Here is a 26169-nt window from a genome sequence, read left to right as displayed (position 1 = left end):
CTGTTATTTAAAAAACGAATGAGTCTTTTTCCGCACTGCAAATATACGGAAATAAAAAAACCGCCCGAAGGCGGAATAAATATGAAGAAAATTAATATTATTGTTTTATATAAATTAAGCTTGCTTCGTCATTTCCAGCTACATTATCCAGATCTTTTGAAGAATCAGTGATCTTTAATTCTGTACTTGAAAAATTCTCAATTTGTTTTTTCAACGTTTTAGTGATTCCATTTTCATTGTAAGTAAGTGTTAAAACTTTATTTATATTATCATAATTCCAGTTTCCTGAAAATGAATCATATAAATTACAATCCGAATCAGAATCTGAAATTCCAAATCTTTCATAAACTCCTGATAAATTTGCGTTTATTAGGATCTGTCCTTTCTTTTCACAGTCGTTTAATGGATATGTCTTACCTTTAAATTCATATCTTGAAGGCTTCCAAACACCATTAATATCGGGTATTGTAACAATTGTATCTTCTCTACTGTTATCATTTGAACATGAAAGAACAAATGTCATGAAAATAAGTAGATTAATGAATGGTTTCATATTTCAAAATTTTAAAAGATGATAATCCTGCGATAACAGAAAAAATATCATGCATTTTAATTGATTTAATTAGAAAACGTCCCAAAATATTTTCGTAGTTACTTTATCTCCTCCGATTTTCTGTGCTGCTGCTGTTACATTGTTTTTATTCAATAAATACTCCTGATCAGAATATTTCATTCTTACCGGAACATCATCTACAGCAGAATCAGCCGGGTTTACAAATACCGGATAATCCAATCTTCTGGCAAAATTCCAAGCTTGGAAACCTTTATTAAACATTGCAACCCAAGCCTGAAATCCTATTGCTTGTTTCCAGTTTGACGCATTAAAAGGATTTGCAGCAATAAATGCAGTTGTATTTGCTGAACTGATTCCGTACTCTAACATCGAAGCAGTTATAGCGTTAGCGTACAATGTTGCAGCCGTACCACCAACATTATATCCGCGAGCTGCCGCTTCAGCTCTTAGGAAGGAAATTTCAGTATAATCTAATAAAAAGCCTTGTGCATTTTCAGTAATTAGCATATATGATCCATCTGATCCTACTTCTGGATTTCCATTAACATCAGTTTTTGGAGAAGTCATATGTGAGTAACCTGCAAAAGAATTATTCGAACCATATATACCTCCTTTGTATACTCCCCCAATTTTAGTAAACCATCTGTCTCTTCTTGGATCTGTAGTTGAATTCATATAATCGACTAAAACATCTGAGGGAATAAAATCATTTCTTCCTGACTGAATAGCCTCTTGATAAACAGGGTTTGCGAATAATCCAGATGGGAAAGCGGATAGTCCCCAGTTATCATCTTTATTATCAAATAATCCAGCATTGTAAGCAGCTTCTGCGTAAGACTTTGATAAAGCAGGTTCAACATCTGCTAAAGTAACAGCTAATCTAAATTTTAAAGAATTTGCCATTTTTTTCCATTTACTCATATTTCCTTTATAGAAAATATCATCTGTATAGCCGCTTTGATTTATGTTAATCATCGCGTTAGCAGCATCAATTCTTTTAATTAGATCAAGATATATTGTTTTTGCATCATCATATGGAATTTCCGATGCATTATTTGCTCCAGCTACAGCTTTTAAAGCTCCAAAATATGGAACATCACCATAAGTGTCCACCAAATTAGCCCAAGTATAAACACTAATCAATTCAATTATCGCTTCATTATTTCCTTTTTTAACAGCATCTAATCCTTCATTTTGAAGAGATTGTTTTGCATCTCTTAAGGCAGAAAGTACACCTGGAGAATAACTTGCTGCAGAACTTGAAGCCATCATCCTGTTATAATGATTTCTAGGAATAGGTCTTGTTACCATATCATAGTTAGATTCATCGATATAAGTGGTCTGTGCCCATTGTTGTGTAAAGAATCTTGCTATATTATTGTTTACGTTGGGAGTAAGCAATTGTGAAATTAATTCCTGTTCTGCACTCGCTACCAATAATCCAGAAGGAACTACTGTCGGATGCTTTGGATCTTCATTTAATGAAGTGATATCACTTTCACAAGAGTTTGTAACAACCGTTAGAGAAAGTATGCTAAGTATAAAAAGTATTTTTTTCATTTTCTAGAATTTTAATGTTACGTTGATACCTAAATCACGTGTTGTCGGCAATACTCCGATAGAATTTCCTTTTGAAGCAAGTCCGTTACCTGTTCCTGTTTCCGGATCTGCATAAGGTAAATTTTTATGGATAATCCATAGGTTTCTTCCCACTAATGAGATTTTAACTTCTTGGAAAGATGTATTTGCTAATATGGATTTCGGAAGACTATAACCAATACTTGCTTCTCTTAGTTTCACATATGATGCATCATATACAAATCTTGAGTTGGGCATTCTTCTATATCCATCAACATTACCAAAGGTATCTGGTGCTGCTGTAGGCGTAGTATTTACTTGTCCATTTGGATTTACCCCAGGATGAATTACACCTGCAGTTCTATAATCTCCAACAGCAGTTTCCTCATACAAACCTGTCGCCAAACCATAATACATATCTGTTGAAAATACATCCCCGCCGTGTTTCACATCAATCAGGAAACTTAATGATAAACCTTTATAATTGAAACTATTTCGTATACCTCCGATCCAGTCTGGTGTAATGTTACCAATTACCTGATTTGGATTTGTTAAGTATCTTCCTGTTGAAGGATTAATTACTTTTTCTCCATTTAAATAAACGTAATCAGAACCTACTAAAGCCCCAAAAGCTTCGCCTACACGAGCATTTAAAGAAACTCCACCTTGATAAGATGCTAATAGATAGTTTTGAGAATCTCCATTTAATGATATAACTTCATTTTGGTTTTTAGACCAGTTTACATCTATATCCCATTTAAAATTATCTGTTTTAATTGGTGATCCATTTAACTGAACCTCAATTCCTTTATTGTTAATTTGACCTGCATTTACTAAAAAAGTTCTATATCCTGTTGCTGAGGATACTGGAAGATTGATAATTTGATCAAAAGTACGTGTTTTGTATATCGCAACATCGAACCCTAATCTATTTTTGAAAAATTGTGCCTCCATACCAAATTCAACTTCTTTGGATCTCTGCGGCTTTAAGTTTGGATTTGCTAAAAAATATGATTGATCTACAAGACCTGTATTACCAAAACCACCTCTTACTCTATAGGTATTTTGTAGTTGGTAATTTTTTGTAGAAGATCCAACTTCTGCGTAATTACCACGTATTTTCCAAAAGCTTAAAAAACTTGGCTTCCAAAGTTCAGAAAGAATAACTGAACCTGTTACTGATGGATATATGTATGAATTATTATTTTTTGGAAGATTAGAACTCTTATCGGCTCTTACAGTTCCATCAATATATAATAAATTTTTATATCCAAATGAAGCGGTTGCATATACTCCAGATGTTAACCATTTTTCATAATTTTCATCAGGAGGAATAATTGGACTGGCAGAATTTGAAATTGCAAATAGTCCGGGAGTAGCTAATCCACCTTCTGTACTTACATATACATTATCAATTAAATTTCTTCTAACATTACCTCCCACAAGACCACTAACATTTAAATCACTTGTGATATCAAATTTATAATTTAAGAATAAATCAAAGTTGGTCTCTGTTGTACGAACATCCTGACGCGAGTATCCCGAAGTTACACTGTTTCCTGAAGCTCCAAAAGCCTGAGGTAATGAGCCATTCATTAGTCTCTCCTCAATTAGCATTTGCAGTTGATCATAGGATAGTTTCCCTGTAATTCCGATATTCTTAGTTATGTCATATTTTAACTGAGCATAGCTAAAACTTCTTGTTCTTGTATCTGACTGATAATTTTGATATCTTTGAAAATAAGGGTTATTCCAATAAGCCGGCGTACCATCTGATCCTGAAGTCCTATTCCAAGTAAGATTTGAATTACTTCTTTCGTAAGCATTTTTTAAATCATAAATGTCAACATTGGTTTGCCACCATTGTCTGAAACCTGAAACTAAATTATCAGAATATCCTGTTTCATTTCTACCTTTTGTATCCTGAATTGTTAGTGTAGAAAATACGCTGGCATGCAATTTATCAGTGAAATCATAATTGAATTTGGCTGATAAACTATTTTTTCTCAAATCCGAGTTAGGCAGTAATCCATTAGAAAGCATATTGGTGTAAGAAAGAGAAATATTTGAAGATTTACTTCCTTTCTCTAATGAAATTGTATTAACATACGTAACTGGTGTTTCAAAAAACTTAATCGGACCGTTCTTAGCAGCTTGCCAAGGAGTAGCTTGTCCATAAGTTGGAGAATCAGGATTATAAGAATCCCATTGTCTTACCATCAAACTTGGATTAAACTCGGCTCCATATGAAGCATCTTCTGTAAAAGGAGTTTGTAGCTCTCCAGTATTCGGATCATGATTAAAATATTCAGTACCATCACCATATACTCTACCATAACCAGCACCGTATCTTGTCTGGTATTTTGGGAAAGTTGATCTATCAATAAATCCAGCTGTGATTCCTGAATTTAGTGTAACTCCCCAACTTCCGTCTTGCTTTCCTCGTCCATTTTTTGTGACAATCAAAATAACACCATCGCTACCACGTTCTCCATACAAAGCAGATGCTGCCGCTCCTTTTAAAACGTTGATGCTCTCAATATCATCTTGATTAATATCAGATAAAAAGTTACCGTAGTCGAAACTCGATCCAGAAACCGTCCCATTATTAACTGGAGATCCATCAATTACAATTAATGGGCTGCCTCCTGATAGAGATTTGTAACCTCTAATTAGTAAGTTAGCAGAACCCCCAAAGTTATTGTTTGTATTTACCTGTAAACCAGAAACTTTACCAGATAGTAAAGAAGCTACATTTCCAGTATTGGTAGTTCCTCCTGTAAGAGCATCTGCTTTTACTTCTTCGGAAGCATACCCTAAAGATTTCTTTTCTCTTTTAATACCAAGTGCAGTTACAACCACACCTTCAATTTCTTGTGTTCTTACTGTATCATTCTTCTTTTGTTGAGCATTTGACACAGCTAGAGATGAGGATAATACGAGTATAAGTATTCCTGCTGTTAATTTCTTCATATCAAATTATATTTGCTAATCACAAATATGTGAAAATTTCTATTCAGAACAAAATAAAATTAGCTAAATTTAACATTCAGTCAAATAATCTCATTAATAAATAAAAATAATTTAATAAAAAAAGTTAAAACCAAACAAATTAACAAATATTACCAAAAATGTCATGTCAAATTTTATTATTTACTTAAAAAAAAATAATTTTAAGTAAATTAAAAAGCTTTATAAACAAGCATCTTTAATAGCTGATAATAAACCATTTAGAAACATAATTTAAAAATCAGTCATCAAAACAAAAATAAATGCAATGCGTGACATATATTTTGTTTTTCAGAAAAAATAAATTTTAACACTTGGAAATAAAAAAAACCGCCCGAAGGCAGTTTTGTATTATAATCTTATTAAAAAGATTAGTTTTGATTCCAGAATGGAGTAAATTGGTTTTTAACAAACACTTGCGAACTACTAATATTCGGAACATTAGCAGAGTTTGTTGCATATTCAGATACTGGATAAATTAACCTGTAAGGTTTATTAGGTTGTCCTGCTGTTGTTGCCATAGGTGTAGTAGGATATCCCGTTCTGTTATATTCTATAAACATTTCTGTTGGATTAACGTTTGTCAGAGCAATCCATTTTTGAGTCATGATAGCTTCTAATTTTTGGTTATCAGTACCAATCCATCCTAATCCAGTTCTTGTAGAGATTAATCCTTTATATGTTGTCAATGCAGTTGCTGAAGTTCCTAACCAAGCACCTGAAGCATCAATAGCTTCAGTAAATCTTGTTTGGGCAACAGCTCCAAAGATTGCAGGATATCTTAATGAAGCCTCAGCTTGCAATAATTTACTTTCAGCAAGAGACATAATTACACCTCCTCTATTACCACTAACTAAACTTAAACCCGTTGTACCTGAGAATGTTCCGTTAGCTAATCTTGATACAGTTGTATTACCAACAGGAGCTCCTGGTTGACCAGGAACAGCACCTTGTCTAATCCCTTTCAAATATGATGGTGCTATTACAGCTGTAAATAAGCCTGTCCTTCTAGGATCTGGAATTCCTGTATATTTTTGATGATAGGTTTCGGTAGATCCTTCAACATTTCCATTTAAAGCAATTGCCATATGTTCAGAAACTGTTATAAATGGATAATTTGTAACTGCTGATCCGGCAGAATTAACTCTCCAATTTAAAAGGAAAGGGCTCATCTGATCATCATTGGATCCATTATATCCAGGATTTTCTAGTACATTTACATTAATAAATGTAGCTCCTGATAAAGTTTGCAATTGAGCATCTCTAAAAGTCGCCATATCTCCAGTTACTTTACTCATTCTCAAAAGCATTCTTAGCTTTAAAGTTCTTCCAAATGCTTGCCAATTAGACATATTTCCCTGAAATACTATATCAGCACCCTTATCAGCTGGATTGATTGCGTCTGGACTTGCATTACTAATTAACGCTATTGCTTCATTAATATTAGTAACTAAAGCTCTGTAGATATCAGCATCATTATCATATTTAGGCTTCATATTCAATTGACCTAAAAATGCTTCACTAAAAGGAGCATCACCATACAGATCAACAATATACTGCATATAATAAGATTTCATAATCTTTGCCATCGCAATATAGTAATCTTGCTTATGATCCGTATTTGAAAACTTTTCTATTTGTGCGAAATTTGCAATTCTTGGATATAGTCCATTCCATATACCTTGATAAAAAGTATTATCTACACTTTGAAGGTTGAATTCACGTTGAAATGGGCTACTATTAGTGTAAGCATTACCTGTCCAACTATTCATCATCAAATTTCCAAACTGCATCATAGTAGTCGCTTGGGTTCTGTAAGCCTGACTTACAGCACCGGGAAACATTAATTCTGGAGTAATATTTTCTGCGTGGATTTGATTTGGATTCTCATTTACATCCAAATACTCATTAGAGCACGAAGTCAAACTTAACGTTGCTGCTAATAATGCAATATAAAATTTATTATTTTTCATTTCTTTAATCGTTAAAAAGTTACATTAAGATTTATACCAAAATTTCTCATTGTAGGGTATTGGCTTGTATCTGCAATACCTGCTGCATTTCCTGATGTTGTTGCAGTTTCAGGATCAGCATAATTTCTGTTATCTTTAGCATAAATAAAGAATGGATTTCTTGCATAGACACCAACATTAAGAGAATTTACAAAAGTATTTCTTAAAACAGATTTAGGAATATCATAGCTTAAAGCAATTTCTCTAACTTTAAATGCTGTACCGTCAACTAAAAACTCTTCACCAACACCTAAGAATGTTGAACTTGTATAATATGAGTTTACACCTATATAGTCTGCAGTTCCACCAATAGGTGTAGTATTCGGTACATATTGACCTCCCACTAATTGTACAGAGTTTGGAATTACATATCCCTTAGAACGATCAAAACTAGCTTGCTGTTCTAAAGATCCCATATTTCCTAATAGAGTTTTTGTTCGAGAGATAAAGCTGTTACCTGTTCTATAGTCTGCTGTAGCACTTAAGGTAAGACCTTTAAATCTAAAAGACGTACTGAACCCTAAAATATAATCCGGATTCACTTTTCCTAAAACCTCAAGAGTTGAAGTTGAAAGAGGGTTACCGTTTGCTCCTACTACAATATTTCCATTAGGATCTCTTAAATATTTTGTACCTTTAATCATAGGAAAATCATAACCGGCCATTGCGTAAATGCCAACATTTGGTCCCGTGGTTGTCAATAATGGGATCTCTGGAACACCTGATTCTAATGAAAGAATCTTTGTTTCGTAAGTAGAATACGATCCTCTAAGTTTCCATTCAAAGTCTTTTGACTTTATAGGAGTAAACCCTAAATCAATTTCAAAACCTTGGTTTCTACTTTTCCCGATATTATCAAATTGACTAGTGATACCTGATGCAGATGATGTTGCAATTTGAGTAATCAGATTATCTGTATCATTTCTGTATACAGAACCATCAAGAGTTATTCTATCATTAAAAAAGCCTAAACTAATCGATGCTTCTTTAGAATTCAAAAATTCAGGTTTAATATCTGGTGCATAACTAGTAGTTCGTGGCAAATAAGAAGATAAACTATTAAAAGGATAACCTGTAGGAAATACACCCACTTCATCTAATCCATAAACTGGAATTGCCTGAACATTACCAACTCTTGTAAATGACGCACTAATTTTTGCATAACTAAGTATCTTACTCTTTATACTTTCAAATGCTTTTGTTGGAATAAATGATGCTCCTACCGAATAATAAGGAAAACCTTTATTTTCTAATTTATTTGTACCTATAGGTGTAACACTCATCACCGAGTTTTTCTCGTATCTAAAAGTTGTGTTTAAGAATAAATAATCCTTGTAAGACAAATCTAAGTTAGCAAACCAAGCAAAAGATCTTTGTGTCGAGGAGTTATTATTAAGATTATAAAACTTATCCGGATTAAGTACATTATTAATATGGTACCATCCTGGGACTTGCAAATTTGTTCCTCCAACCTGACTATTATCAGCTCTAGAATCTTGAATATTATGCCCAATATTTGCCTTCAAATTAATATTATCCGTCAGATCATAATCAAAATTTGCCATTAAATCTCCATAATATCTCCAAGAAGTTCCTAAAGACTTATAATAGTTAGAAACAATAGGAACCATCCCAAAATCCTCTGCTAAATGCCCATCCAAATATGTACCCGTATTATCATACATTCTATCATTAGCATAATCATTCTGATAGCTTTGTGTAATAGAATGTCCAGTCACAGCCGTTCCTGCATAAGTAAATGAAATATGATCATTAAGCTTATATTCTAGGTTTAATAGCGCTGAAATTGTTCTACTCTTACTGTTTGTTCTGTTATTATCAATCAACCAATAAGGATTTGTTGTATATGGAGAATAACCTGCATCAGGATTAGAGTTTCTAAACTTTCTGATATCTAAGTTTGTTGGGGTTTGCAGAACTTCAGAATAAAGTGAGCTTGGCGCTGTTGAAGTCTTAATTTCTAAATAGTTGACGTTACCATCAATCCTGAATTTTCCTAATTTTTTTCCTGCTTTTAAAATAAAATTATTTCTCTTCAAATTATCTTTTTCAACAATGAAATCATTTTCAGCTCTGTTCATTGATAAAAAAACATAACCATCACTACCTCCAGCATTTACAGACAATCCATTTTGTAGAAGAACCCCAGTTTTAAAAAACTTATTTATATGATTATCCTTAGGACTAAATGTTTCTGTATAAAATTGGTCATTAGCTTGTGGTAATCCAATATAAATATTTTGCCCACCTAACGCCGAAGAATATGCTGGGCCCCAATTTGAGTTTTCATAAGGCACCCACGTCGTACCTCCATAATCAGTTGTATCAAAAACATCACCTGGATATCCCTGTCCATATTTTTTTTGATAAATAGGAGTCTTATAAACGGTAGAGAAATCAATCGAACTCGTTAAACTGAATTGAAGTCTTTCAGATTTAGATCCTCTTTTTGTAGTAACAATAATTACCCCATTACTACCTCTTTCTCCATATAAGGCAGCCCCTTGCATTCCTTTGATAACATTCATGTTATCAATAATCTCCGGTGGCAAATTTTGCAAAATACCTAATGTGGATATAACGCCATCAATTACCACTAAAGCTTCATTACTGGCTGTAAGAGATCTAGGTCCTCTAAGGACAACTCTTGTAGATGGATTTACTGAGTTATTGGTTGTATTAATTTGCAAACCTGAAACCTTACCTGTTAATGCCTGTACAGCATTAGGATTCTTTCCTTGTGTAATTTCAGCATTATTAACAACCTGATTAGAAGTAGTAACAGCGTCCTGTCTTTTCTTGAGACCTAAAGCACCTGTAACAACAACCTCACGAATGTCTTGAGTTCTCAGAGTGTCTTGTGCACTTACCATTGCAAAAGTTGAGGTAAGCACTACAGCTAACACACTCGTAGTTAATTTCTTCATATTTAAATTGATTATTTTTTAATATTTGCAAATATGTAAAACTTTCCCAAAATGACCAAATATTTTGTTAAAAATATTTAATATTGCATAATTTTACTTAGATAATTTAATAAAAATTATGGATTTAATAAAAAAATGGTCGGTTTTTTATGTTGAAGCAGGTTGTGATGAAGTAGGTCGTGGCTGTTTATCCGGGCCTGTAGTAGCTGCTGCAGTGATTTTAGATGAAAATTTTAACCAAAATTTGGTTAACGATTCCAAAAAGTTAAATTTTAAGACGAGAATGGATCTTGACAGCTACATCAAAGATAATGTTAAAGATTACGCAGTTGCAGAACTTTCTCCCGCATTTATAGACCAGCACAATATACTGAATGCAAGTATCCATGCTATGCATCAGGCTTTAGATAAATTAACAATGAGACCGGAACTGATTTTAGTCGATGGGAATAGATTTCATCCTTATAATTTTATTCCTCATGAATGTATTATCAAAGGAGATTCTAAAGTATTGTCTATTGCTGCGGCTTCTATTTTAGCAAAAAATTACAGAGACAAATTAATGATTGAGCTTCATGAAGAACATCCCGAATACGGCTGGAACACAAACTTTGGCTATGCTACTAAAAAACATCAGGAAGCGCTGATAAAATTCGGACCGACTAAATATCACAGACAGTCTTTCAGGTTGAAATATGACTAATATAAAATATTTGAAGTAAAAAAGAGAGGCAAAATTAAATTTACCTCTCTTTTTTATTATATAGAAAATTTTATTTTTTCTTTCTCTGCTGCTGTTGCACGTTTTGCTGCTCCTGAGCTTTCTCCATCATTTCTCTCATTCTCTTCTGGAACTTCCCTTCTGCTTTCGGCTTTTCTTTATTCGCCTGAATCTGTGCATGGATTTTTTTCTCATCCAGAATTACATATTTAATAACAAGGATTATTAAAATGTTAATCGCATTCGATACAAAATAATACCAGGAAAGACCGGATGCTGAAGTATTCAGGAAGAATAAGAAGGTAACCGGGAAGATGTACATTAAGACCTTCATATTAGGCATTCCTTCCTGTTGTGGCTGCTGCATATTTCCTGAAGTCATTACCGTATAAATTAAAATCACCACAGTACAGGCCAAAGCAAAAATACTTAAATGATCTCCTAAGAAAGGAATCCCTTTAATTGGTAATTTTATCAAATCATCATAAGCCGTTAAATCTTTTGCAAACCAGAATCCTTTACCTCTAAGATCAATAAAGTTCGGGAAGAAACGGAATAATGCATAGAAAATAGGAATCTGAACCAACGCCGGCAAACATCCCGCCATCTGATTAACTCCCGCTTTTCGATAAACCTCCATCGTAGCCTGCTGCTTTTTCATCGGATCTGCATCCTTGAATTTGGCATTTACCTCATCAATTTCCGGACGGATTACTCTCATCATCGCGCTTAATTTGTGCTGTTTGTACATAATTGGCGATAAGATTAGTTTCACAATAATTGTCATTAAGAAAATTACCCAACCTGCAGATAATCCCCATCCAGCAATTACACTGTAAAGCCACATAAAGAAATAACGGTTCATCCATCCGATGAAAGACCATCCTAAAGGAAGAATTTCATCAAAGTTTTTATCATATGTTTTTAATAATGGTAAATCCAAAGGCATAAAGTACCATGTGAAATCCTGATTCAGTTCACTTCCGGTCATCTGAACAAAACCTTCATAGTTTAATTTTTTCAGATACTCCCCTTCTTCAATGGCTTCCTGATTTCCTTTGCTTTGGGTAAAACCTGTTTTAGATTCAATTACAGAAGCGAAGAACTGCTGTTTAACCCCGATCCAGTTAAGCGTTTCTTTGTCTTCTTCCATCGTTGTTCTTCCATCGTAATCATAATCTTTATAATTATTGAAAGCATAAGAGAATTCTGAGTGAGACTGTTCCTGCGCTCTACCCTTTTCAAGATTTCTTACGCTGTAATCCCAGATAAAATCTGCTTTATTATCAGAAGTAATTTTTGCCAGTCCCTGTGTTCTTACTTTAAAATCCAGAGCATACTGATCTTTCAGTTCTGCTTTTGGATTATTGTTTAATGAATATACAAACTGAATGGTTGCACCATTATAATTTGCTGTTAGCGTAGCAACATTTCCATTGACAACAGGAGCAAAAACTAAATCTTTAGTATTGATAATTTTCCCTGTTTTATCTTTAAACTGAAAACCATAGTTGGAGTTATTTTTCGTGATCAGGTAAAGCGGAAGATCTGCATTATCTGTTTTATGATCGTATGCCTTGTATTTTGCAAGTTCCACTTTAGAAACCTGCCCTCCTAAACTGTTGAATTCAATTTTCAATTCATTATTCGCCAGAGTTGCCGTCTGAATTGAGCCGGGAGTTACATTTGGATTGATATTGGTTGCCTGAGTCTGTTTTACGGCATTTTTAGCCTGTTCAGTTTTCTGCTGCTGAGCTTTTACTGCATCTTCTTTCGATTGTTTGTTTTGGAAATAAAACATGAAACCGAAAAGAACTAAGCATAAAACCGCAAAACTAATAATCTGACTTTTATCGAGTCCGTTGTTCTGTTGCATTTTATCTTTAATTAAAATTTTTACCTATTAAATAATATATAGTAAACGCTATACATTTTCGAGTCGACAAAAATACTGTTTTTTTATCAAAACTCTATTCTTTAATGCATTACTATATAAGAAACTCAGGCTGAGAATAATCAGTCTGAGTTTATTTATGACGTTTGTAATTTTTAAATTACTTTATTTTGAAGTACATGCTTTAATAAAAGCTCTGAATAAAGGATGCGGTGTTGCAACCGTACTTTTGTATTCCGGGTGATACTGAACTCCTACATAAAAAGGATGATCCGGCATTTCCAACGCTTCCACCAATCCGGTTTCAGGGTTTGTTCCTGTAGCTAAAAAACCGTTTTTCTCAAATTCTCCAATATAATCACTGTTGAATTCATATCTGTGACGGTGTCTTTCCGTAATATTTTTTACTCCGTAGATTTCGTTTAATTTAGAACCGTTTTTCAAAGAACATTTCCATGCTCCAAGACGCATTGTTCCCCCTTTATCTACAACATTTTTCTGTTCTTCCATTAAAGAAATTACAGGATGCTCCGTAGAAGTATCGAATTCCATAGAATTTGCTTTAGTGTACCCTAAAACATTTCTAGCGAATTCAATCGTCATGATCTGCATTCCCAAACAAATTCCCAACATCGGAATTTTATTTTCTCTTGCATATTGAGCCGTAAGAACTTTTCCTTCAATTCCTCTGTCTCCGAATCCCGGTGCAACCAAAATCCCACTCACTCCGGATAAAGTTTCTTTAATATTTTCAGCCGTTAAATCTCCACTGTACACCCATCTGATCTTCACTTCCGTTTCAAGATCTGCTCCGGCATGTTTGAAAGCCTCAGCAATGGAAATATAAGAGTCCTGAAGAGAAACATATTTTCCAACCAACGCAATTTCGATAGATTTTTTAGGATTCTGGAATTTTTTAAGGAATGACTTCCAGTCTTTAAGATCCGCTTCTTTATCACTTTTCAGATCTAATTCTTTAAGAACCACATCGTCAAAGTTTTGTTTCTGAAGATACATCGGAACCTCATAAATTGTATCCAGATCTTTACATTCAATTACATTATCTAAAGGAACATTACAGAACTGAGCCAGTTTTGCTCTCTGATCTTTCGGGATCTTATGTTCCGTACGGCAAACCAAAACATCCGCCATAATTCCGCTCTCCATCAACTGACGAACAGAATGCTGAGAAGGTTTTGTTTTTAATTCTCCGCTGGAAGCCAGATAAGGCAATAATGTCAGGTGAATTACCATAGAATTTTTTTCACCCAGTTCCCATTTCAACTGACGAACTGTTTCAATATAAGGTAAAGATTCAATATCCCCTACCGTTCCCCCGATCTCTGTGATAATGATATCGTAGTTCTGTTTGGATAAGATTTTAATTCTGCGTTTAATTTCGTTCGTAATATGAGGAATTACCTGAACCGTTTTTCCGAGGAAGTCTCCTTTTCTTTCCTTTTCGATTACCGTCTGATAAATTTTTCCTGTTGTAACGTTATTGTTTTGGGAAGTAGGAGCATCAAGGTAACGCTCGTAGTGACCTAAATCCAGATCCGTCTCCGCACCATCTTCGGTTACATAGCATTCTCCGTGTTCGTAAGGATTCAAAGTTCCCGGATCGATATTGATATAAGGATCAAGCTTTTGAATAGTTACATTGAAGCCACGCGATTTTAGTAGAAGTCCAAGAGAAGCTGAAACGATTCCCTTTCCCAAAGATGAAGTTACACCTCCTGTCACAAAGATGTACTTAGTATTCTTTTTACTCATTAGATTAGGTTTGTGCAAAGTTAGGGGAAAAAGAAATACAAAGCAATTTTGTATCTAAATTTGATTATGTATTTTAGTCTGTTAAATTTTTAATGATGAAAATTATCAATCAATTAGTCTATTTAAAACAGGTTGAACTTATTCCCGAAAATGGTCTGTTACTAAAATTCGACAATTTGCAGATTTGGGGAATCAATAGTGTCAACAGTTATTTTTCAGATCGCTTTCAGGATTATTATGATGGAATATTTATTTACTTCAAAGAAAACGTTCTAAATTACCATTTACTATTTAAAAGTCACATTGGAGAACAACTGTACATTGAAATTTCAAATCAAAATTTAAATGTATGGTATGCAGAATATTTTGATCATATTGAAGATAGAAATACGGTGGATAATCTTGAAGAAATAGAAATCTTAGATTTTAAGTTTGAAAGAATAGAAAAAACAGCTCAGGATTGGAAAAATGAGTATAAAAAGTTAGAAAGCACCTATCTGCAATTGCTGACGACAAATAAAAAAGGTTTCCAAAACTGAAAACCTTCTATTAATATTTATAATTGTACAAATTATATTTTTACCATTTCAAAATACAGATTAACATCTACTTCTTTAGCAACTCCAGTTCCAGTAGGATCATATTTAATATCGTAATCCAAACGGTTTATGGTAAAACTTGTCTGAAAACCCATTACTTCTTTTCCCTGTTGATTTTTCGCTATTCCGCCAAAAGTTACGGGAACAGAGATATCTCTGGTTACGTCTTTTATGGTTAATTTTCCTTTCAGAATGTAGGTGTTATTTTTATCCTTCTTCATGGAAGTTGTTACGAAACTCATCGTCGGATATTTTTCTGCACTGAAAAAATCTTCGCTTTTCAAATGCTTATCTCTCATTTCAACCCCCGTATTAATGGTGTTTACCTCAACCGTAAAATTAAGGTCTGCATTTTCTAAAGTATTGCCTTTTGTGGAAGCCTTCCCGTCAAACTTATCAAATCTTCCCTGCACAAAGCTGATTCCCATATGTTTGATGTTGAAATTAACAGAAGAATGCATCGGATCTACCGCCCAGTCTGTCTGCGCAAAACTGAAAACACTTAGTAATGTAAATACAAAGGTTAAAAGTAATTTTTTCATTGTATAATATTTTGAATTAATTGTTGTACAAAGGTAAGCTACTTATAACAACGAACTATTGATCTATGTTATTTTTTGATTTTGCTAAATTTATTTTTGAATATAATCTATCTATTAAAAACATCATCAGTAAAACAAAAAAAGAATTCAGATACAATAAAAAATCTAAAAACAGAATTTCTTCACCCCCCGTAAAATAAGCGAAAGGATTTGCTCCGCTAATAATTAATGTAAATAGATAAATAATTTCAAATAAAACTGCATTCTTCAGAATCGTATTGTAAGCTTTATTGAAAATCAAAACCGTTAAAAATCTTATCGCAGAAACCATTAAACCACTTAGTAAGACCGAAATCGGAGCCATTGCGATTCCGCCTGATTTTCCATCTGTAAAAACTAAAGACCAATCTGTAAATTGAGCATGCAAAAGTGACATCACCACAAAAACCATCAAACTCAGGAAAATATTTTTCATGGTTGAAAATTAATTAAAATTCGAAAGAAAAATTCAAAAAAAATTTTGAACTTCGCAGTATGGCAAAACTCAAAACAGCATATTTCTGTCAGAACTGCGGAACACAATATTCCCAATGGATGGGACAATGCAAAAACTGCGGACAGTGGAATACCTTGGTGGAAGAAGTGGTGGAAAAAACAACTTCACACAAAACGCCGCCTTTTTCAAAGACCAAACAGCACGTCATCAATATCGTAGAAGTTGAAACCAATGAAGAACCGAGAATAAAAACACCTTCCGAAGAACTCAACAGGGTTTTGGGAGGCGGAATTGTCTTAGGATCTGTCACCCTGATCGGTGGAGAACCGGGAATCGGTAAGTCTACCCTGCTCCTTCAATTGGCTTTGAAAATGAAGAAAAAAGTTTTCTATGTTTCGGGGGAAGAAAGTGCTTCTCAAATTAAAATGAGAGCCGACCGTCTGACTGACATTCAAAATCCCAACTGTTTTCTTTTTACAGAAACCAATCTGGAAAAAATTCTCCATGAAGCTAAAAAACTGGAGCCCGACTTTGTGATTATCGATTCCATTCAGACATTGCAGTCACAGCTCATTGAAAGTTCGCCGGGAACTGTTTCCCAAATCCGCGAATGCTCCAATGAAATTATTAAATACGCCAAAGAAAACAATGTTCCTGTATTTTTGGTAGGTCACATTACAAAAGATGGACAGATTGCAGGACCGAAAGTCCTGGAACACATGGTGGATGTGGTTTTGAATTTCGACGGCGACAGAAATCATCTTTTCAGATTATTGAGAGCCAACAAAAACCGTTTCGGATCTACTTCCGAGATCGGGATTTATGAAATGATTTCTCAGGGTTTAAAGGAAATTAAAAATCCATCTGAAATTTTAATCACCAAAAAATTTGAAGAACTTTCCGGAAATTCGGTGGCGGTAACTTTGGAAGGAAACCGTCCGATGCTGTTGGAAATTCAGGCTTTGGTAAGTACCGCAGTTTACGGAACACCGCAGAGAAGTTCCACCGGTTTTGATGCCAAAAGATTAAATATGCTTCTTGCGGTTCTGGAAAAAAGAGCAGGTTTTCAACTCGGAGCAAAAGACGTTTTCTTAAATATTACCGGAGGCATAAAAACCGATGATCCGGCTTTAGATTTAGCGGTTGTCGCTTCTATTCTTTCATCCAATGAAGATATTGCCATTTCCGAACATTATTGTTTTGCGGGAGAAATTGGTTTAAGCGGCGAAATCCGTCCGATTGCACAGGCGGAACAGAGAATTACCGAAGCGGAAAAATTGGGCTACGAAAAGATTTTCATTTCTAATTTAAATAAACTTCCGAAGAAAAAATTCGGGATTAAAATAGAAGAGGTAAGCAAAATTGAGGATTTTCATGAAAGATTATTTTAACATAAAATAAGATAGTTGTTTAAAGGTTAATAATTATATTTGTAAAGCTATAACCTTAAAATCCAACAAATCATGAAAATAAAATTTACTCTTTTCATAATCTTATTTAGTTTATTATCTTTCGCCCAAAATAGAATTTTTAATAATTCAATCAGTGAAAGTAATCTTAATTCTAATCAAAAAGTTAGTAAAGAACTTCTTTCCAGTTATACAGAAACTAAGTATTATTTACAACCTGCATTTGATCCGAAATCTGATCTTCAAATTTTATTACCCACCAATAAACTAATTACAGCCAGATTTACTCGCATTTTCAAATATGGAAATAAAAGTGAATCGTATGTATATTCTATCGATAATGATCCAAATGCAGAATTTGTTCTTTCAAAATATGATAATATATTAACAGGTATGTATACTTCAGGAACTGGTGAAAAAGTCATTTTTCATCAAACACATGAAAATATTTTCGCAGTATCGCTTGTGAATGAATCAAAGATAATAAGCCAGGACTCTAAAAACGATTATATTCTTGGTGATTTTGCTAACTTATACAAAACTAATTCAAATATCTGCTTAGAAACTGCCCCTATTTGTCCAATGTCAATAATTGATGTAATGGTTATTTATACCTGGAATTCAAGAATCAATTGGGGAGGAACAGCTCAAAGTAATTCTATGATTACAACTGCAATTACCAATTTTAATTTAGCATTAATAAATTCGGGAATAAATAATGTGAAAATTAATCTGGTATATTCAGGAGAAACAGGCTATGTGGAATCTGGAGATATTTACACGGATCTATTGAGGTTTGCGAATGATACAGATGGTTATATGGATGAAATCCACACATTAAGATCCACTTATGGTGCTGACTTATGCGCTTTGGTTACTTCCGGCCCTACTAATACTTGCGGCTTAGCTTACATCACAATAAATCCTACAGAATATAGTGGAACAGCAGGGTTCTCAGTCACAGTTTTCAATTGCGTCCTTACGAGTTATACTTTATCACATGAAATGGCTCATAATATGGGTTTAAGACATGATTGGTATGTAGATACATATGATATTCCCTGCGCTCATCATCATGGCTATGTTAATAGAAGTGCTATTAGTTTAGGAGCATCTGGTGCTTCTTCTAAAAGATGGAGAACAATTATGTCCTATAATGATGAATGCGCGGCAAATGGATTCAACTGTTCAAGAATTAACAGATGGGCAAATCCTGATAAAAATTACAATTCTGAGCCCACAGGAATTGCGATAGGAAATTGGGATTCAAGTGATGAAGCCTTTGGATTTTCTCGTTTTTCATGTCTCGTAGCCGATTTCATGCCTTCCAATTCATCTCTCAAACTGGAAGAAGTGAATCTGAATGATAAAAATTTCACAATATTTCCAAATCCAGCAAGTGAAAATATCACTATTTCTTTAAACAATGCTGACAGGCATACTTTTAAAATTTTCAATACAATTGGGCAATTGATATTTACCACAACAGAAAGAACAATTAATGTAAAAGGATTGTCTAATGGTGAATATTTTTTGAGTGTTTATGACAAAAACGGTTTGTTTATAGGAAACAAAAAATTTATTGTTAAATAAAATCTATTTTAAAGTCACCACAAAAATCCCTCGAATGTCTTAAATTTATTCGTGGGATTTTCAGTTTTATATCCTATATTTTTGTATGAATTATTTGGCGCATTCTTTTCTCACTTTTACTGACGGGCAGATTGTCGGTCAGTTTTTAGAAGATTTTATCCGAAATAAAGATCGTTTTTCTTTTCCGAAAGATATCCAGGACGGGATAACACTTCACCGTGCAATTGATACTTTTACGGATGCTCACCCTGCCATTCATGAAGCAAAAAAAGTTTTTGCTCCTTTGGTAAGACTTTATGCAGGAGCTTTTGTGGATGTTTCAATGGATTATTTTGTAGCAAATGATCTAAGTTTAAATTCCTTAGAAGGCTGGAAAAACCATTCATTAAAAGTATATCGTGTCTTACATGAAAATTATGAATTTCTTCCTGAAAATTTCAGAAGAATGTTCGAAAGAATGGAAGCAGACGACTGGCTTTATAATTACCGAAAAGATCAAAGTATTGGTTACAGCATGCGCAATGTTCTTAATAAAGCCAAATATTTACATACAGATATTGTGGTTCATGAGGCTTTTTTAAATAATAAGGATGTTCTTCAACAATGTTATGATGATTTTTTTCCTGATTTATTGGAACACGCCAAAGAAATCAATGCACTTTTACAGCTCGAAAATTAATTTTTAAAACTGCTGAAACAAATAACGATTCGGATAGGTTAGTTTTTCGCTTTTCCGGTTTCCGTTAACGATGATGTGAACAATATTGATCTGATCGTCAAACAAATTATACAGGAAACTTACCGCTGCTTCTACTTTTTTAGGATTGTCTATTTTTTCAGATTCGAGGTAAATATTTACCGATTCGTGATCTTCTTCGTAGTCTACATAATTAACGTTCAGAAATTTATTATTGCCTTTTAGCTTAAAATATTCTGCGGAATAATTTTTAAGAGATTCGTTGAGCTGTGCTTTGAATTTCGGATCGTTGAAATGAAAAGTTTTTCCGTATTTGTTGTTTAATCCGTTTTCCAGATCATCCAGAAAAAAACGTCCTGTAATTTCAAAAGTTTTGGATTTCTGATTGTAATTAATTTCTACAGAACCTACATGATAAGGATGTTTTGCCTTTGTAAAAGAGAAAAATATAATTAAGACGGAAAAGAAGAAAAACAGTTTTTTCATTGTAATAATTCAAGGATTTTTTGTGGATCTTGTCGCATATCGAAGAACAGTAGAACTTTAATTTTAGTCTCGCTTTCTTTTCGGAAAAACATTCTTACGTGTTTTTTGCCGATTAAAACACTTTTCGTCTTGTGAAAGGAACTTTGAAACTGAGAATATTTTCCATTTTCAAGATCATTTGTTATTCTTTTCACATCTTCTAAGAAAATAACAACTTCACGATTGGTCCAGACTCTCTTAAGAAATTCGATATTTTCGGCTAAAGTTTTTTTTGCTATTTCTGAGAATTCAATCTGCATATTTCTTCATCAATAAACTTAAAGAAATCCTTTTTCGAGATCATGTCTTCATCTTTCATAGATTCCCCATATTTTTCAATCTCTTCAAAAATATGAGAGGGCAGACCTTCAACCGTTTCATAATTATTTTCTACAATTCTTACTCCTTTCAGTCTTTCTAAAAGCTGCTTAACGAAAAAATAATCTTCTTTATTATCTATTTCTATGGTAAGGTTCATTGTATTGATTTTACACAAAGTTAAAATAAATTATTATTGTAACAATTCAAGTATTTTTTGTGGATCTTGCTACATATCGAAGAACTACTTTCGAGAATATAATTCGCACGCTTTTTTTCTTGCATATGAAAAAAACTCCTCTTCTGAAACCATGTCTTTATCTTCCAGACGATCTGCATAATCCGCAAGTTTATCTATAAACCATTTTGGCGTTCCGTCTTCATAAAATTCTTCCTCATCTTTTACAGAAACAGATTTTACACCTTTTATTTTCTCTAAAAGCTGTTTGATAAAGACAAAATCTTCAGCATTTTCTAATTCTATATTAACAAGCATACCATTGAATTTTATAACAAAGTTAAAATAAATTTTGTATCATCGCGTTTCAAAAATAATATTGGAAAAATGCAGGATTTTTTATTCTATCTGAACCTCGGCTGGGAACACATTATTTCTTTGGATGCACTCGATCATCAGCTTTTTGTTCTGGCTTTAATTGCGGTATATTCTTTTAGCGATCTAAAAAAAGTTTTAATTCTTGTCACCGCTTTCACCATCGGTCATTCGATTACTTTGGCGTTAAGCACTTTTGATATCATAAGAATCAATTCAAACTGGGTAGAATTTCTTATCCCGCTCACGATTGTTTTAACTTCGCTGAATAATATTCTCATCCGAAATAAAAAACAGTCTCAGAATAACGCTAATTATTATTTAGCCTTAATTTTCGGGCTGATCCACGGAATGGGCTTTGCGAATACTGCAAGAGTAATGATTGCCAAAAGCCAGAGTATTGCCATTCCTCTTTTAGGCTTCAATATCGGTTTGGAATTGGGACAGATCGCGATTGTTTTCGGGATTTTAATGCTGCTCTTTATTTTGCTTAAATTATTCAAAGTAAATCAGAAAGACTGGATCCTTTTTGTCTCTTCCGGAGTATTTGCCCTCTCTTTAAAGATGACATTAGAAAGAATTCCTTTTTAACGCTGAAACATTTTCAAATTTTCAGCTACTTATTATTATATTTGAAAATCTTTAAAACAATTTCGGTTATGAAACTAAAAGTTGCCATACTTTCTCTTTCTGTATTTGCGTATACAGGTTTCACCGCACAGAATATCCAGAACAACCCTGGAAGCAACCACGGAAATAAATTCGAACAGTTAGGAACCATTCTTCCTACGCCCAATATCTACAGAACCGCTTCCGGAGCTCCCGGTCACGGCTATTGGCAAAACAGAGCCGATTACGAGATCAATGCTTATCTGGACGAAGACAAAAGGAATCTGAAAGGTTCTGAAACCATTACATATTACAACAATTCTCCGGATGATCTGGATTATATCTGGCTTCAGCTTGATGAGAATCAACAGTCAACGGTAAAGAAAGCGGACTTCCCTTTCTCTTCTACCCTTCCGAAAGCCGCAACAGACCAACAGCTGAAAGCTTCTGAAGTTCCGGCAATCGATAATGGTTATGGAGTAAATCTTGAAAAAGTAACAGATGCTTCAGGAAATCCTTTGAAATATACCGTCAATAAAACCATGATGCGTATTGATCTTCCTAAAGTTCTGAAAAAAGGAGAAAAACTGGTTTTCAAAGTAGACTGGAACTACAATATCCCGAACCGAATGAAAATGGGCGGTCGTGGCGGTTACGAAAACTTCCCTGAAGAAGGAAACGATCTTTACACGATGACGCAATGGTATCCGAGAATGTGCGTATACAGCGATTTCCACGGATGGCAGAATCACCAGTTTACAGGAAGAGGCGAATTTGCCTTGGTTTTCGGAAATTTTAAAGTTTCGATGAATGTTCCCGCAGATCATGTTGTGGGTGGAACAGGAGAATGTAAAAACTATGATCAGGTTTTAACATCTGAGCAATTGGCAAGATATAACAAGTCTAAAACTTCTACTGAACCTGTAGAAATCGTGACTCTGGACGAAGCTAAAAAAGCGGAGAAAAATCATTCAAAGCAAAGAAAAACATGGACGTTTGAAGCGAATGACGTAAGAGATTTCGCATGGACTTCTTCCAGAAAATTTGTGTGGGACGGAATGGGCGTTACGATTCCTGAAAACAACAATAAAGTAATGGCAATGAGCTTTTACCCGAAAGAAGCTTATGGATTATACAGAAAATATTCAACCAAAGCAGTTGCGCATACTATCAAAACCTACTCAGAATTCACGATTCCGTATCCATATCCTGTTGCACAGTCTGTAGAAGCGGCAAACGGAATGGAATATCCGATGATCTGCTTCAACTACGGAAGAACAGAAAAAGACGGAACCTATTCGGAAGGAATTAAAAACGGAATGTTGGGCGTTGTGATTCACGAGGTGGGACATAACTTCTTCCCGATGATCATTAATTCTGACGAAAGACAGTGGAGCTGGATGGACGAAGGTTTAAATACTTTCGTGGAATACCTTACAGAAGAAAAATGGGATAATAAATTTCCTTCAAAAAGAGGTCCGGCGTGGACAATTGTAGATTACATGAAACTTCCGAAAGATCAACTGGAGCCGATTATGAGCAATTCTGAAAATATTATTCAGTTTGGTCCGAATGCGTATTCCAAACCGGCAACAGGATTGAATATTCTTCGTGAAACCATTATGGGAAGAGAACTTTTTGATAAAGCTTTTAAAACCTATGCGAAAAGATGGGCTTTCAGACATCCTGAACCTGCAGATTTTTTCAGAACGATGGAAGACGCAAGTGGTGAAGATCTGGATTGGTTCTGGAGAGGATGGTTCTACGGAACAGATCCTGTAGATATCGCGATTGATAAAGTGACGATTGCAACTCCGGATCTGAATACTGCTCCAAGAGAAGCCAAAGAAAATAAATATAAAGTTGATAAACCTGCCCTGAACGAATTTGAAGACATTTCAAAAATCAGAAACAGAGAAGATAAAAGCATTACTTTCTACGTAGATAAAGACAAGGAAGCACAGGATTTCTATTACAGATACGACAGAGGTCAGGAAAAAGTGGATAACAACAAAGAATACACTTTTAAATTCGACGGAACCGAACCTTTAACGCAGAAAGAAAAAGATAAATTTAAAAATCTTACCGCATATCAGATTGATTTCGTGAACAAAGGAGGTTTGGTAATGCCGATTATTTTAGAATTTACTTTTGAGGACGGAACAAAACTTACCGACAAATCTTCTGCACAGATCTGGAGAATGAACGAGCAGAAAGTTTCTAAAACGTATTACTTTGAAAAGAAACTGAAATCTGTTCAGCTTGATCCGATGAGAGAAACTGCCGATATTGATACTTCCAACAATTTCTGGAGCAATGACGGCGGCACGGCACAGGTTTCCAAATTCGATCTCTTTAAGCAGAAAGAAGCAGGAAATGCAAGAGGTGCTTCTAACGGAAAAGTAAACCCGATGCAGGCTGCAGGGAAAAAATAAGCCGAAAAGTTCTGTAACTTTTACATAAAGGGCACTACTTATTGTTAAAAAATCATGAGACTATTTCTGATCCTTTTAATAATGAGCAGTGCCCAATTTTTTGCTCAGAAAACCATTGTTCCAAGTAACGTAAAACCGGAATCGCAATACATTAAAGATGAAATTTCCGATGCAGTATGGTACGCTTCGAAAGGTGACAAGAGAATGGAAATCGGGAAAATAACCTCTGAGGTAAAAAAATTAGACAAAAACAGACTTCTTCTTAAAACTAAGGTAAAGATGAATCAGGCTCCGGATAAACCATGGACGGATTCTACGATGGTTAGAATTTCAGATTTTCAGCCGATGCATCATTCTTCCTACAATATGATGAGAGACATGGTGATTAAGTTTGAAAAAAATAAAGCAACAGGATATTATTTCGATAAAAAAACACAGAAAAAAGACATTATCGACGAAAAAATTTCTACTGAATATTTTGACAGCAATGCGTATCCCGCAATCATAAGATTTATGCCTTTAAAAGAAAATCTATCTGTGGAAATTCCGATTTTCGATTATAATCCGGCTGCTAAAAAAGGCGTTATAAAAGCATATGTGGAAAATGTAACCCAAGGAGATCTTAAAGGTAATAAAGTCTGGATCGTAAAAACAACAGATGATATTCAGGACAGAAAGTCCGTCATTACTTACTACATCGATACTTCAACAAGAAAGGTTTTAAAACAGGAAATAGATTCCGACGGAAGAAAAATGGTTATGGAATCTGTAAAATAAAAAGATTATTCTTTAAAAGTATTCAGAATCTGGATACTTTTTTTAGATTTGCACCTGATAAAAAACTTTAAAATATCCATGAAAAAACTTAGCCTTTTATTGGTGTTTATTCTTTCAGCACAAAACTTTTTTGCACAATCTCTGCAATTTTATACAGGAAAAAGGGATTTCCTTCCCATAGAAATTCTAATGGAAGACGGCAGTACGAAAAAAGGATTTGCACAAGACTTTATGCTTCCTGATGTTGCAACATTCAGTTTCATGGGAAAAGGACCTAAATATGCCAATTTAGACAGAAAAGAAGTAAAATTTAAATCTTCAAAAAGCGATACCCAAGTACAATTAATCCCTGTTTCTGATATTAAAAGTTTATTGTATACAAATGAAGAAACTCAGGAGCAATTTCAACTGGACAAACGCCTGGTAAAAGAAATCAACAAAGATCAGGAACTGGAATCCGAAGGGAAAGTACTGATGCTTCCTTTGATGGAAAAAGGACTGATAAATCTTTATGGTTACAGAAGCATGATGTGCAAGGCAGATTTTGGAAATAATTATTCCGCAGCTTCCAATGGAAACGAAAACGATTGTCAGTTAACTTATGTAATGGTTTATTTAAGCAAACCAGACGACACCGTTGCCATTGCGCCGGTAGATTATCCTTCATTAAGTCCCTTAGATTTATTTAATCTTAAAACATTATACAAAAAATTCTACACAGCCTATGAAATGGTTGGAGCAGACTGTCCAGAGTTTCTGAAAAAAGTAGATGAAGCAAGACAGAACGATTATTTTTCCAATAAAACTTTTAAGGAAAAGAAAAGAGCAACCGATGACGAAAGAAAAGCAGCACTTAAAGGTAAAAGAGGAGCTGAAGCATCAAAAATAAATATGAAATATAAATCAGCAATATACACTGATATCTATAAAAAACTGATTGACAATTACGAAGATTCTTGTCATCAATAAAATACAAGTCACCTCATTTTTGAAGTGACTTTTTTTCTGCCAAAATTTCCGTTCAAAAAAAATTAGTCTGCCAAAATTTTCTTTTGCCTGTGTTGGCATACAATTAGAGAATTTCAAGACAGAAATAATTAAAAAAAT

Annotated in this window: 22 protein-coding genes; 9 read left to right on the top strand and 13 right to left on the bottom strand. The window is 34.1% G+C overall.

Annotated elements, in window-relative coordinates:
• Positions 1 to 97 precede the first annotated feature (97 nt).
• The 5 genes from H6W53_RS15935 to H6W53_RS15915 all read right to left on the bottom strand — a co-directional run bounded on the left by H6W53_RS15935 (position 98) and on the right by H6W53_RS15915 (position 10121).
• Positions 98 to 553: a lipocalin family protein gene (locus H6W53_RS15935; protein WP_185208237.1), complete on the bottom strand. Its 456-nt coding sequence runs from the start codon at positions 551 to 553 to the stop codon at positions 98 to 100.
• Positions 554 to 622: 69 nt separating this feature from the next.
• Positions 623 to 2134, bottom strand: a complete 1512-nt coding sequence (locus H6W53_RS15930; protein WP_185208235.1) for a SusD/RagB family nutrient-binding outer membrane lipoprotein — start codon at positions 2132 to 2134, stop codon at positions 623 to 625.
• Positions 2135 to 2137: 3 nt separating this feature from the next.
• Positions 2138 to 5125 carry a SusC/RagA family TonB-linked outer membrane protein gene (locus H6W53_RS15925; protein WP_185208233.1) on the bottom strand — a complete coding sequence of 996 codons (2988 nt, stop codon included), beginning with the start codon at positions 5123 to 5125 and terminating at the stop codon, positions 2138 to 2140.
• A gap of 407 nt (positions 5126 to 5532) precedes the next feature.
• On the bottom strand, positions 5533 to 7134 hold the full coding sequence (locus H6W53_RS15920) for a SusD/RagB family nutrient-binding outer membrane lipoprotein (protein ID WP_185208231.1): 1602 nt from the start codon (positions 7132 to 7134) through the stop codon (positions 5533 to 5535).
• 11 nt (positions 7135 to 7145) lie between these two features.
• Positions 7146 to 10121, bottom strand: a complete 2976-nt coding sequence (locus tag H6W53_RS15915) for a SusC/RagA family TonB-linked outer membrane protein (protein ID WP_185208228.1) — start codon at positions 10119 to 10121, stop codon at positions 7146 to 7148.
• Positions 10122 to 10239: 118 nt separating this feature from the next.
• Between H6W53_RS15915 and H6W53_RS15910 the strand changes: the two genes are divergently transcribed.
• Entirely contained in the window at positions 10240 to 10824 is a 585-nt protein-coding gene (locus H6W53_RS15910; RefSeq protein WP_116097091.1) for a ribonuclease HII, read from the top strand.
• 70 nt (positions 10825 to 10894) lie between these two features.
• On the opposite strand, the gene yidC is transcribed toward H6W53_RS15910, so the two are convergent.
• Together yidC and H6W53_RS15900 are read right to left on the bottom strand one after the other, a co-directional pair.
• A complete protein-coding gene (gene yidC, locus H6W53_RS15905; RefSeq protein ID WP_185208226.1) occupies positions 10895 to 12718 on the bottom strand; it encodes a membrane protein insertase YidC in 1824 nt (607 codons plus the stop codon).
• Between the two features lie 183 nt (positions 12719 to 12901).
• Positions 12902 to 14509, bottom strand: a complete 1608-nt coding sequence (locus tag H6W53_RS15900) for a CTP synthase (RefSeq protein WP_185208224.1) — start codon at positions 14507 to 14509, stop codon at positions 12902 to 12904.
• A gap of 92 nt (positions 14510 to 14601) precedes the next feature.
• Between H6W53_RS15900 and H6W53_RS15895 the strand changes: the two genes are divergently transcribed.
• Positions 14602 to 15048 carry a hypothetical protein gene (locus tag H6W53_RS15895; RefSeq protein ID WP_185208222.1) on the top strand — a complete coding sequence of 149 codons (447 nt, stop codon included), beginning with the start codon at positions 14602 to 14604 and terminating at the stop codon, positions 15046 to 15048.
• 32 nt (positions 15049 to 15080) lie between these two features.
• Here H6W53_RS15895 and H6W53_RS15890 read toward each other — a convergent pair whose 3' ends face one another.
• Entirely contained in the window at positions 15081 to 15650 is a 570-nt protein-coding gene (locus tag H6W53_RS15890; RefSeq protein ID WP_185208220.1) for a YceI family protein, read from the bottom strand.
• 55 nt (positions 15651 to 15705) lie between these two features.
• A complete protein-coding gene (locus H6W53_RS15885) occupies positions 15706 to 16125 on the bottom strand; it encodes a hypothetical protein (RefSeq protein WP_185208218.1) in 420 nt (139 codons plus the stop codon).
• A gap of 59 nt (positions 16126 to 16184) precedes the next feature.
• Here H6W53_RS15885 and radA point away from each other — a divergent pair, with 59 nt between their 5' ends.
• From radA to H6W53_RS15870, 3 genes are all read left to right on the top strand, one after another.
• The gene (gene radA / locus H6W53_RS15880; protein WP_076390791.1) at positions 16185 to 17537 is read left to right on the top strand and encodes a DNA repair protein RadA; all 1353 of its coding nucleotides are present in this window, start codon (positions 16185 to 16187) and stop codon (positions 17535 to 17537) included.
• Positions 17538 to 17609: 72 nt separating this feature from the next.
• Positions 17610 to 19148, top strand: coding sequence for a zinc-dependent metalloprotease (locus H6W53_RS15875; protein WP_185208217.1), 1539 nt, complete (start codon positions 17610 to 17612; stop codon positions 19146 to 19148).
• An 85-nt stretch (positions 19149 to 19233) separates the two neighbouring features.
• The gene (locus H6W53_RS15870) at positions 19234 to 19827 is read left to right on the top strand and encodes an ACP phosphodiesterase (RefSeq protein ID WP_185208216.1); all 594 of its coding nucleotides are present in this window, start codon (positions 19234 to 19236) and stop codon (positions 19825 to 19827) included.
• A gap of 3 nt (positions 19828 to 19830) precedes the next feature.
• Here H6W53_RS15870 and H6W53_RS15865 read toward each other — a convergent pair whose 3' ends face one another.
• The 4 genes from H6W53_RS15865 to H6W53_RS15850 form a co-directional block, all read right to left on the bottom strand.
• A complete protein-coding gene (locus tag H6W53_RS15865; RefSeq protein WP_185208215.1) occupies positions 19831 to 20331 on the bottom strand; it encodes a DUF6702 family protein in 501 nt (166 codons plus the stop codon).
• Positions 20328 to 20630, bottom strand: coding sequence for a hypothetical protein (locus H6W53_RS15860; RefSeq protein ID WP_185208214.1), 303 nt, complete (start codon positions 20628 to 20630; stop codon positions 20328 to 20330). Before H6W53_RS15860 ends, H6W53_RS15865 begins: the two co-directional genes overlap by 4 nt.
• A complete protein-coding gene (locus H6W53_RS15855; RefSeq protein ID WP_185208213.1) occupies positions 20606 to 20848 on the bottom strand; it encodes a hypothetical protein in 243 nt (80 codons plus the stop codon). The genes H6W53_RS15860 and H6W53_RS15855 overlap by 25 nt, the downstream gene beginning before the upstream one ends.
• A gap of 84 nt (positions 20849 to 20932) precedes the next feature.
• Positions 20933 to 21184, bottom strand: a complete 252-nt coding sequence (locus H6W53_RS15850; protein WP_185208211.1) for a hypothetical protein — start codon at positions 21182 to 21184, stop codon at positions 20933 to 20935.
• Between the two features lie 69 nt (positions 21185 to 21253).
• On the opposite strand from H6W53_RS15850, the gene H6W53_RS15845 reads away from it, so the two are divergent.
• The 4 genes from H6W53_RS15845 to H6W53_RS15830 all read left to right on the top strand — a co-directional run bounded on the left by H6W53_RS15845 (position 21254) and on the right by H6W53_RS15830 (position 26031).
• Entirely contained in the window at positions 21254 to 21832 is a 579-nt protein-coding gene (locus tag H6W53_RS15845; protein WP_185208208.1) for a HupE/UreJ family protein, read from the top strand.
• Between the two features lie 68 nt (positions 21833 to 21900).
• Positions 21901 to 24285, top strand: a complete 2385-nt coding sequence (locus tag H6W53_RS15840) for a M1 family metallopeptidase (RefSeq protein ID WP_185208206.1) — start codon at positions 21901 to 21903, stop codon at positions 24283 to 24285.
• Between the two features lie 54 nt (positions 24286 to 24339).
• Entirely contained in the window at positions 24340 to 25062 is a 723-nt protein-coding gene (locus H6W53_RS15835; protein WP_185208204.1) for a hypothetical protein, read from the top strand.
• 78 nt (positions 25063 to 25140) lie between these two features.
• Positions 25141 to 26031 carry a hypothetical protein gene (locus H6W53_RS15830; RefSeq protein WP_185208201.1) on the top strand — a complete coding sequence of 297 codons (891 nt, stop codon included), beginning with the start codon at positions 25141 to 25143 and terminating at the stop codon, positions 26029 to 26031.
• The last annotated feature ends 138 nt before the right edge of the window (positions 26032 to 26169 follow it).

The sequence above is a fragment of the Chryseobacterium sp. C3 genome (assembly GCF_014218905.1).
GTDB lineage: Bacteria > Bacteroidota > Bacteroidia > Flavobacteriales > Weeksellaceae > Chryseobacterium > Chryseobacterium mucoviscidosis.
The sequence above is the reverse complement of the archived record's forward strand: the minus strand, read 5'-3'. Positions and strand labels throughout refer to the sequence as shown.

What these genes read in the sequence shown, in the direction of transcription:
- H6W53_RS15870 (WP_185208216.1), top strand. Translation starts at nt 19,234, where the DNA reads ATGAATTATTTGGCGCATTCTTTTCTCACTTTTACTGACGGGCAGATT.
- H6W53_RS15855 (WP_185208213.1), bottom strand. Translation starts at nt 20,848, where the DNA reads ATGAACCTTACCATAGAAATAGATAATAAAGAAGATTATTTTTTCGTT.
- H6W53_RS15930 (WP_185208235.1), bottom strand. Translation starts at nt 2,134, where the DNA reads ATGAAAAAAATACTTTTTATACTTAGCATACTTTCTCTAACGGTTGTT.
- H6W53_RS15865 (WP_185208215.1), bottom strand. Translation starts at nt 20,331, where the DNA reads ATGAAAAAACTGTTTTTCTTCTTTTCCGTCTTAATTATATTTTTCTCT.
- H6W53_RS15910 (WP_116097091.1), top strand. Translation starts at nt 10,240, where the DNA reads ATGGATTTAATAAAAAAATGGTCGGTTTTTTATGTTGAAGCAGGTTGT.
- H6W53_RS15835 (WP_185208204.1), top strand. Translation starts at nt 24,340, where the DNA reads ATGAGACTATTTCTGATCCTTTTAATAATGAGCAGTGCCCAATTTTTT.
- H6W53_RS15850 (WP_185208211.1), bottom strand. Translation starts at nt 21,184, where the DNA reads ATGCTTGTTAATATAGAATTAGAAAATGCTGAAGATTTTGTCTTTATC.
- radA (WP_076390791.1), top strand. Translation starts at nt 16,185, where the DNA reads ATGGCAAAACTCAAAACAGCATATTTCTGTCAGAACTGCGGAACACAA.
- H6W53_RS15830 (WP_185208201.1), top strand. Translation starts at nt 25,141, where the DNA reads ATGAAAAAACTTAGCCTTTTATTGGTGTTTATTCTTTCAGCACAAAAC.
- H6W53_RS15890 (WP_185208220.1), bottom strand. Translation starts at nt 15,650, where the DNA reads ATGAAAAAATTACTTTTAACCTTTGTATTTACATTACTAAGTGTTTTC.
- H6W53_RS15920 (WP_185208231.1), bottom strand. Translation starts at nt 7,134, where the DNA reads ATGAAAAATAATAAATTTTATATTGCATTATTAGCAGCAACGTTAAGT.
- H6W53_RS15840 (WP_185208206.1), top strand. Translation starts at nt 21,901, where the DNA reads ATGAAACTAAAAGTTGCCATACTTTCTCTTTCTGTATTTGCGTATACA.
- H6W53_RS15895 (WP_185208222.1), top strand. Translation starts at nt 14,602, where the DNA reads ATGATGAAAATTATCAATCAATTAGTCTATTTAAAACAGGTTGAACTT.
- H6W53_RS15900 (WP_185208224.1), bottom strand. Translation starts at nt 14,509, where the DNA reads ATGAGTAAAAAGAATACTAAGTACATCTTTGTGACAGGAGGTGTAACT.
- H6W53_RS15860 (WP_185208214.1), bottom strand. Translation starts at nt 20,630, where the DNA reads ATGCAGATTGAATTCTCAGAAATAGCAAAAAAAACTTTAGCCGAAAAT.
- yidC (WP_185208226.1), bottom strand. Translation starts at nt 12,718, where the DNA reads ATGCAACAGAACAACGGACTCGATAAAAGTCAGATTATTAGTTTTGCG.
- H6W53_RS15845 (WP_185208208.1), top strand. Translation starts at nt 21,254, where the DNA reads ATGCAGGATTTTTTATTCTATCTGAACCTCGGCTGGGAACACATTATT.
- H6W53_RS15935 (WP_185208237.1), bottom strand. Translation starts at nt 553, where the DNA reads ATGAAACCATTCATTAATCTACTTATTTTCATGACATTTGTTCTTTCA.
- H6W53_RS15915 (WP_185208228.1), bottom strand. Translation starts at nt 10,121, where the DNA reads ATGAAGAAATTAACTACGAGTGTGTTAGCTGTAGTGCTTACCTCAACT.
- H6W53_RS15875 (WP_185208217.1), top strand. Translation starts at nt 17,610, where the DNA reads ATGAAAATAAAATTTACTCTTTTCATAATCTTATTTAGTTTATTATCT.
- H6W53_RS15885 (WP_185208218.1), bottom strand. Translation starts at nt 16,125, where the DNA reads ATGAAAAATATTTTCCTGAGTTTGATGGTTTTTGTGGTGATGTCACTT.
- H6W53_RS15925 (WP_185208233.1), bottom strand. Translation starts at nt 5,125, where the DNA reads ATGAAGAAATTAACAGCAGGAATACTTATACTCGTATTATCCTCATCT.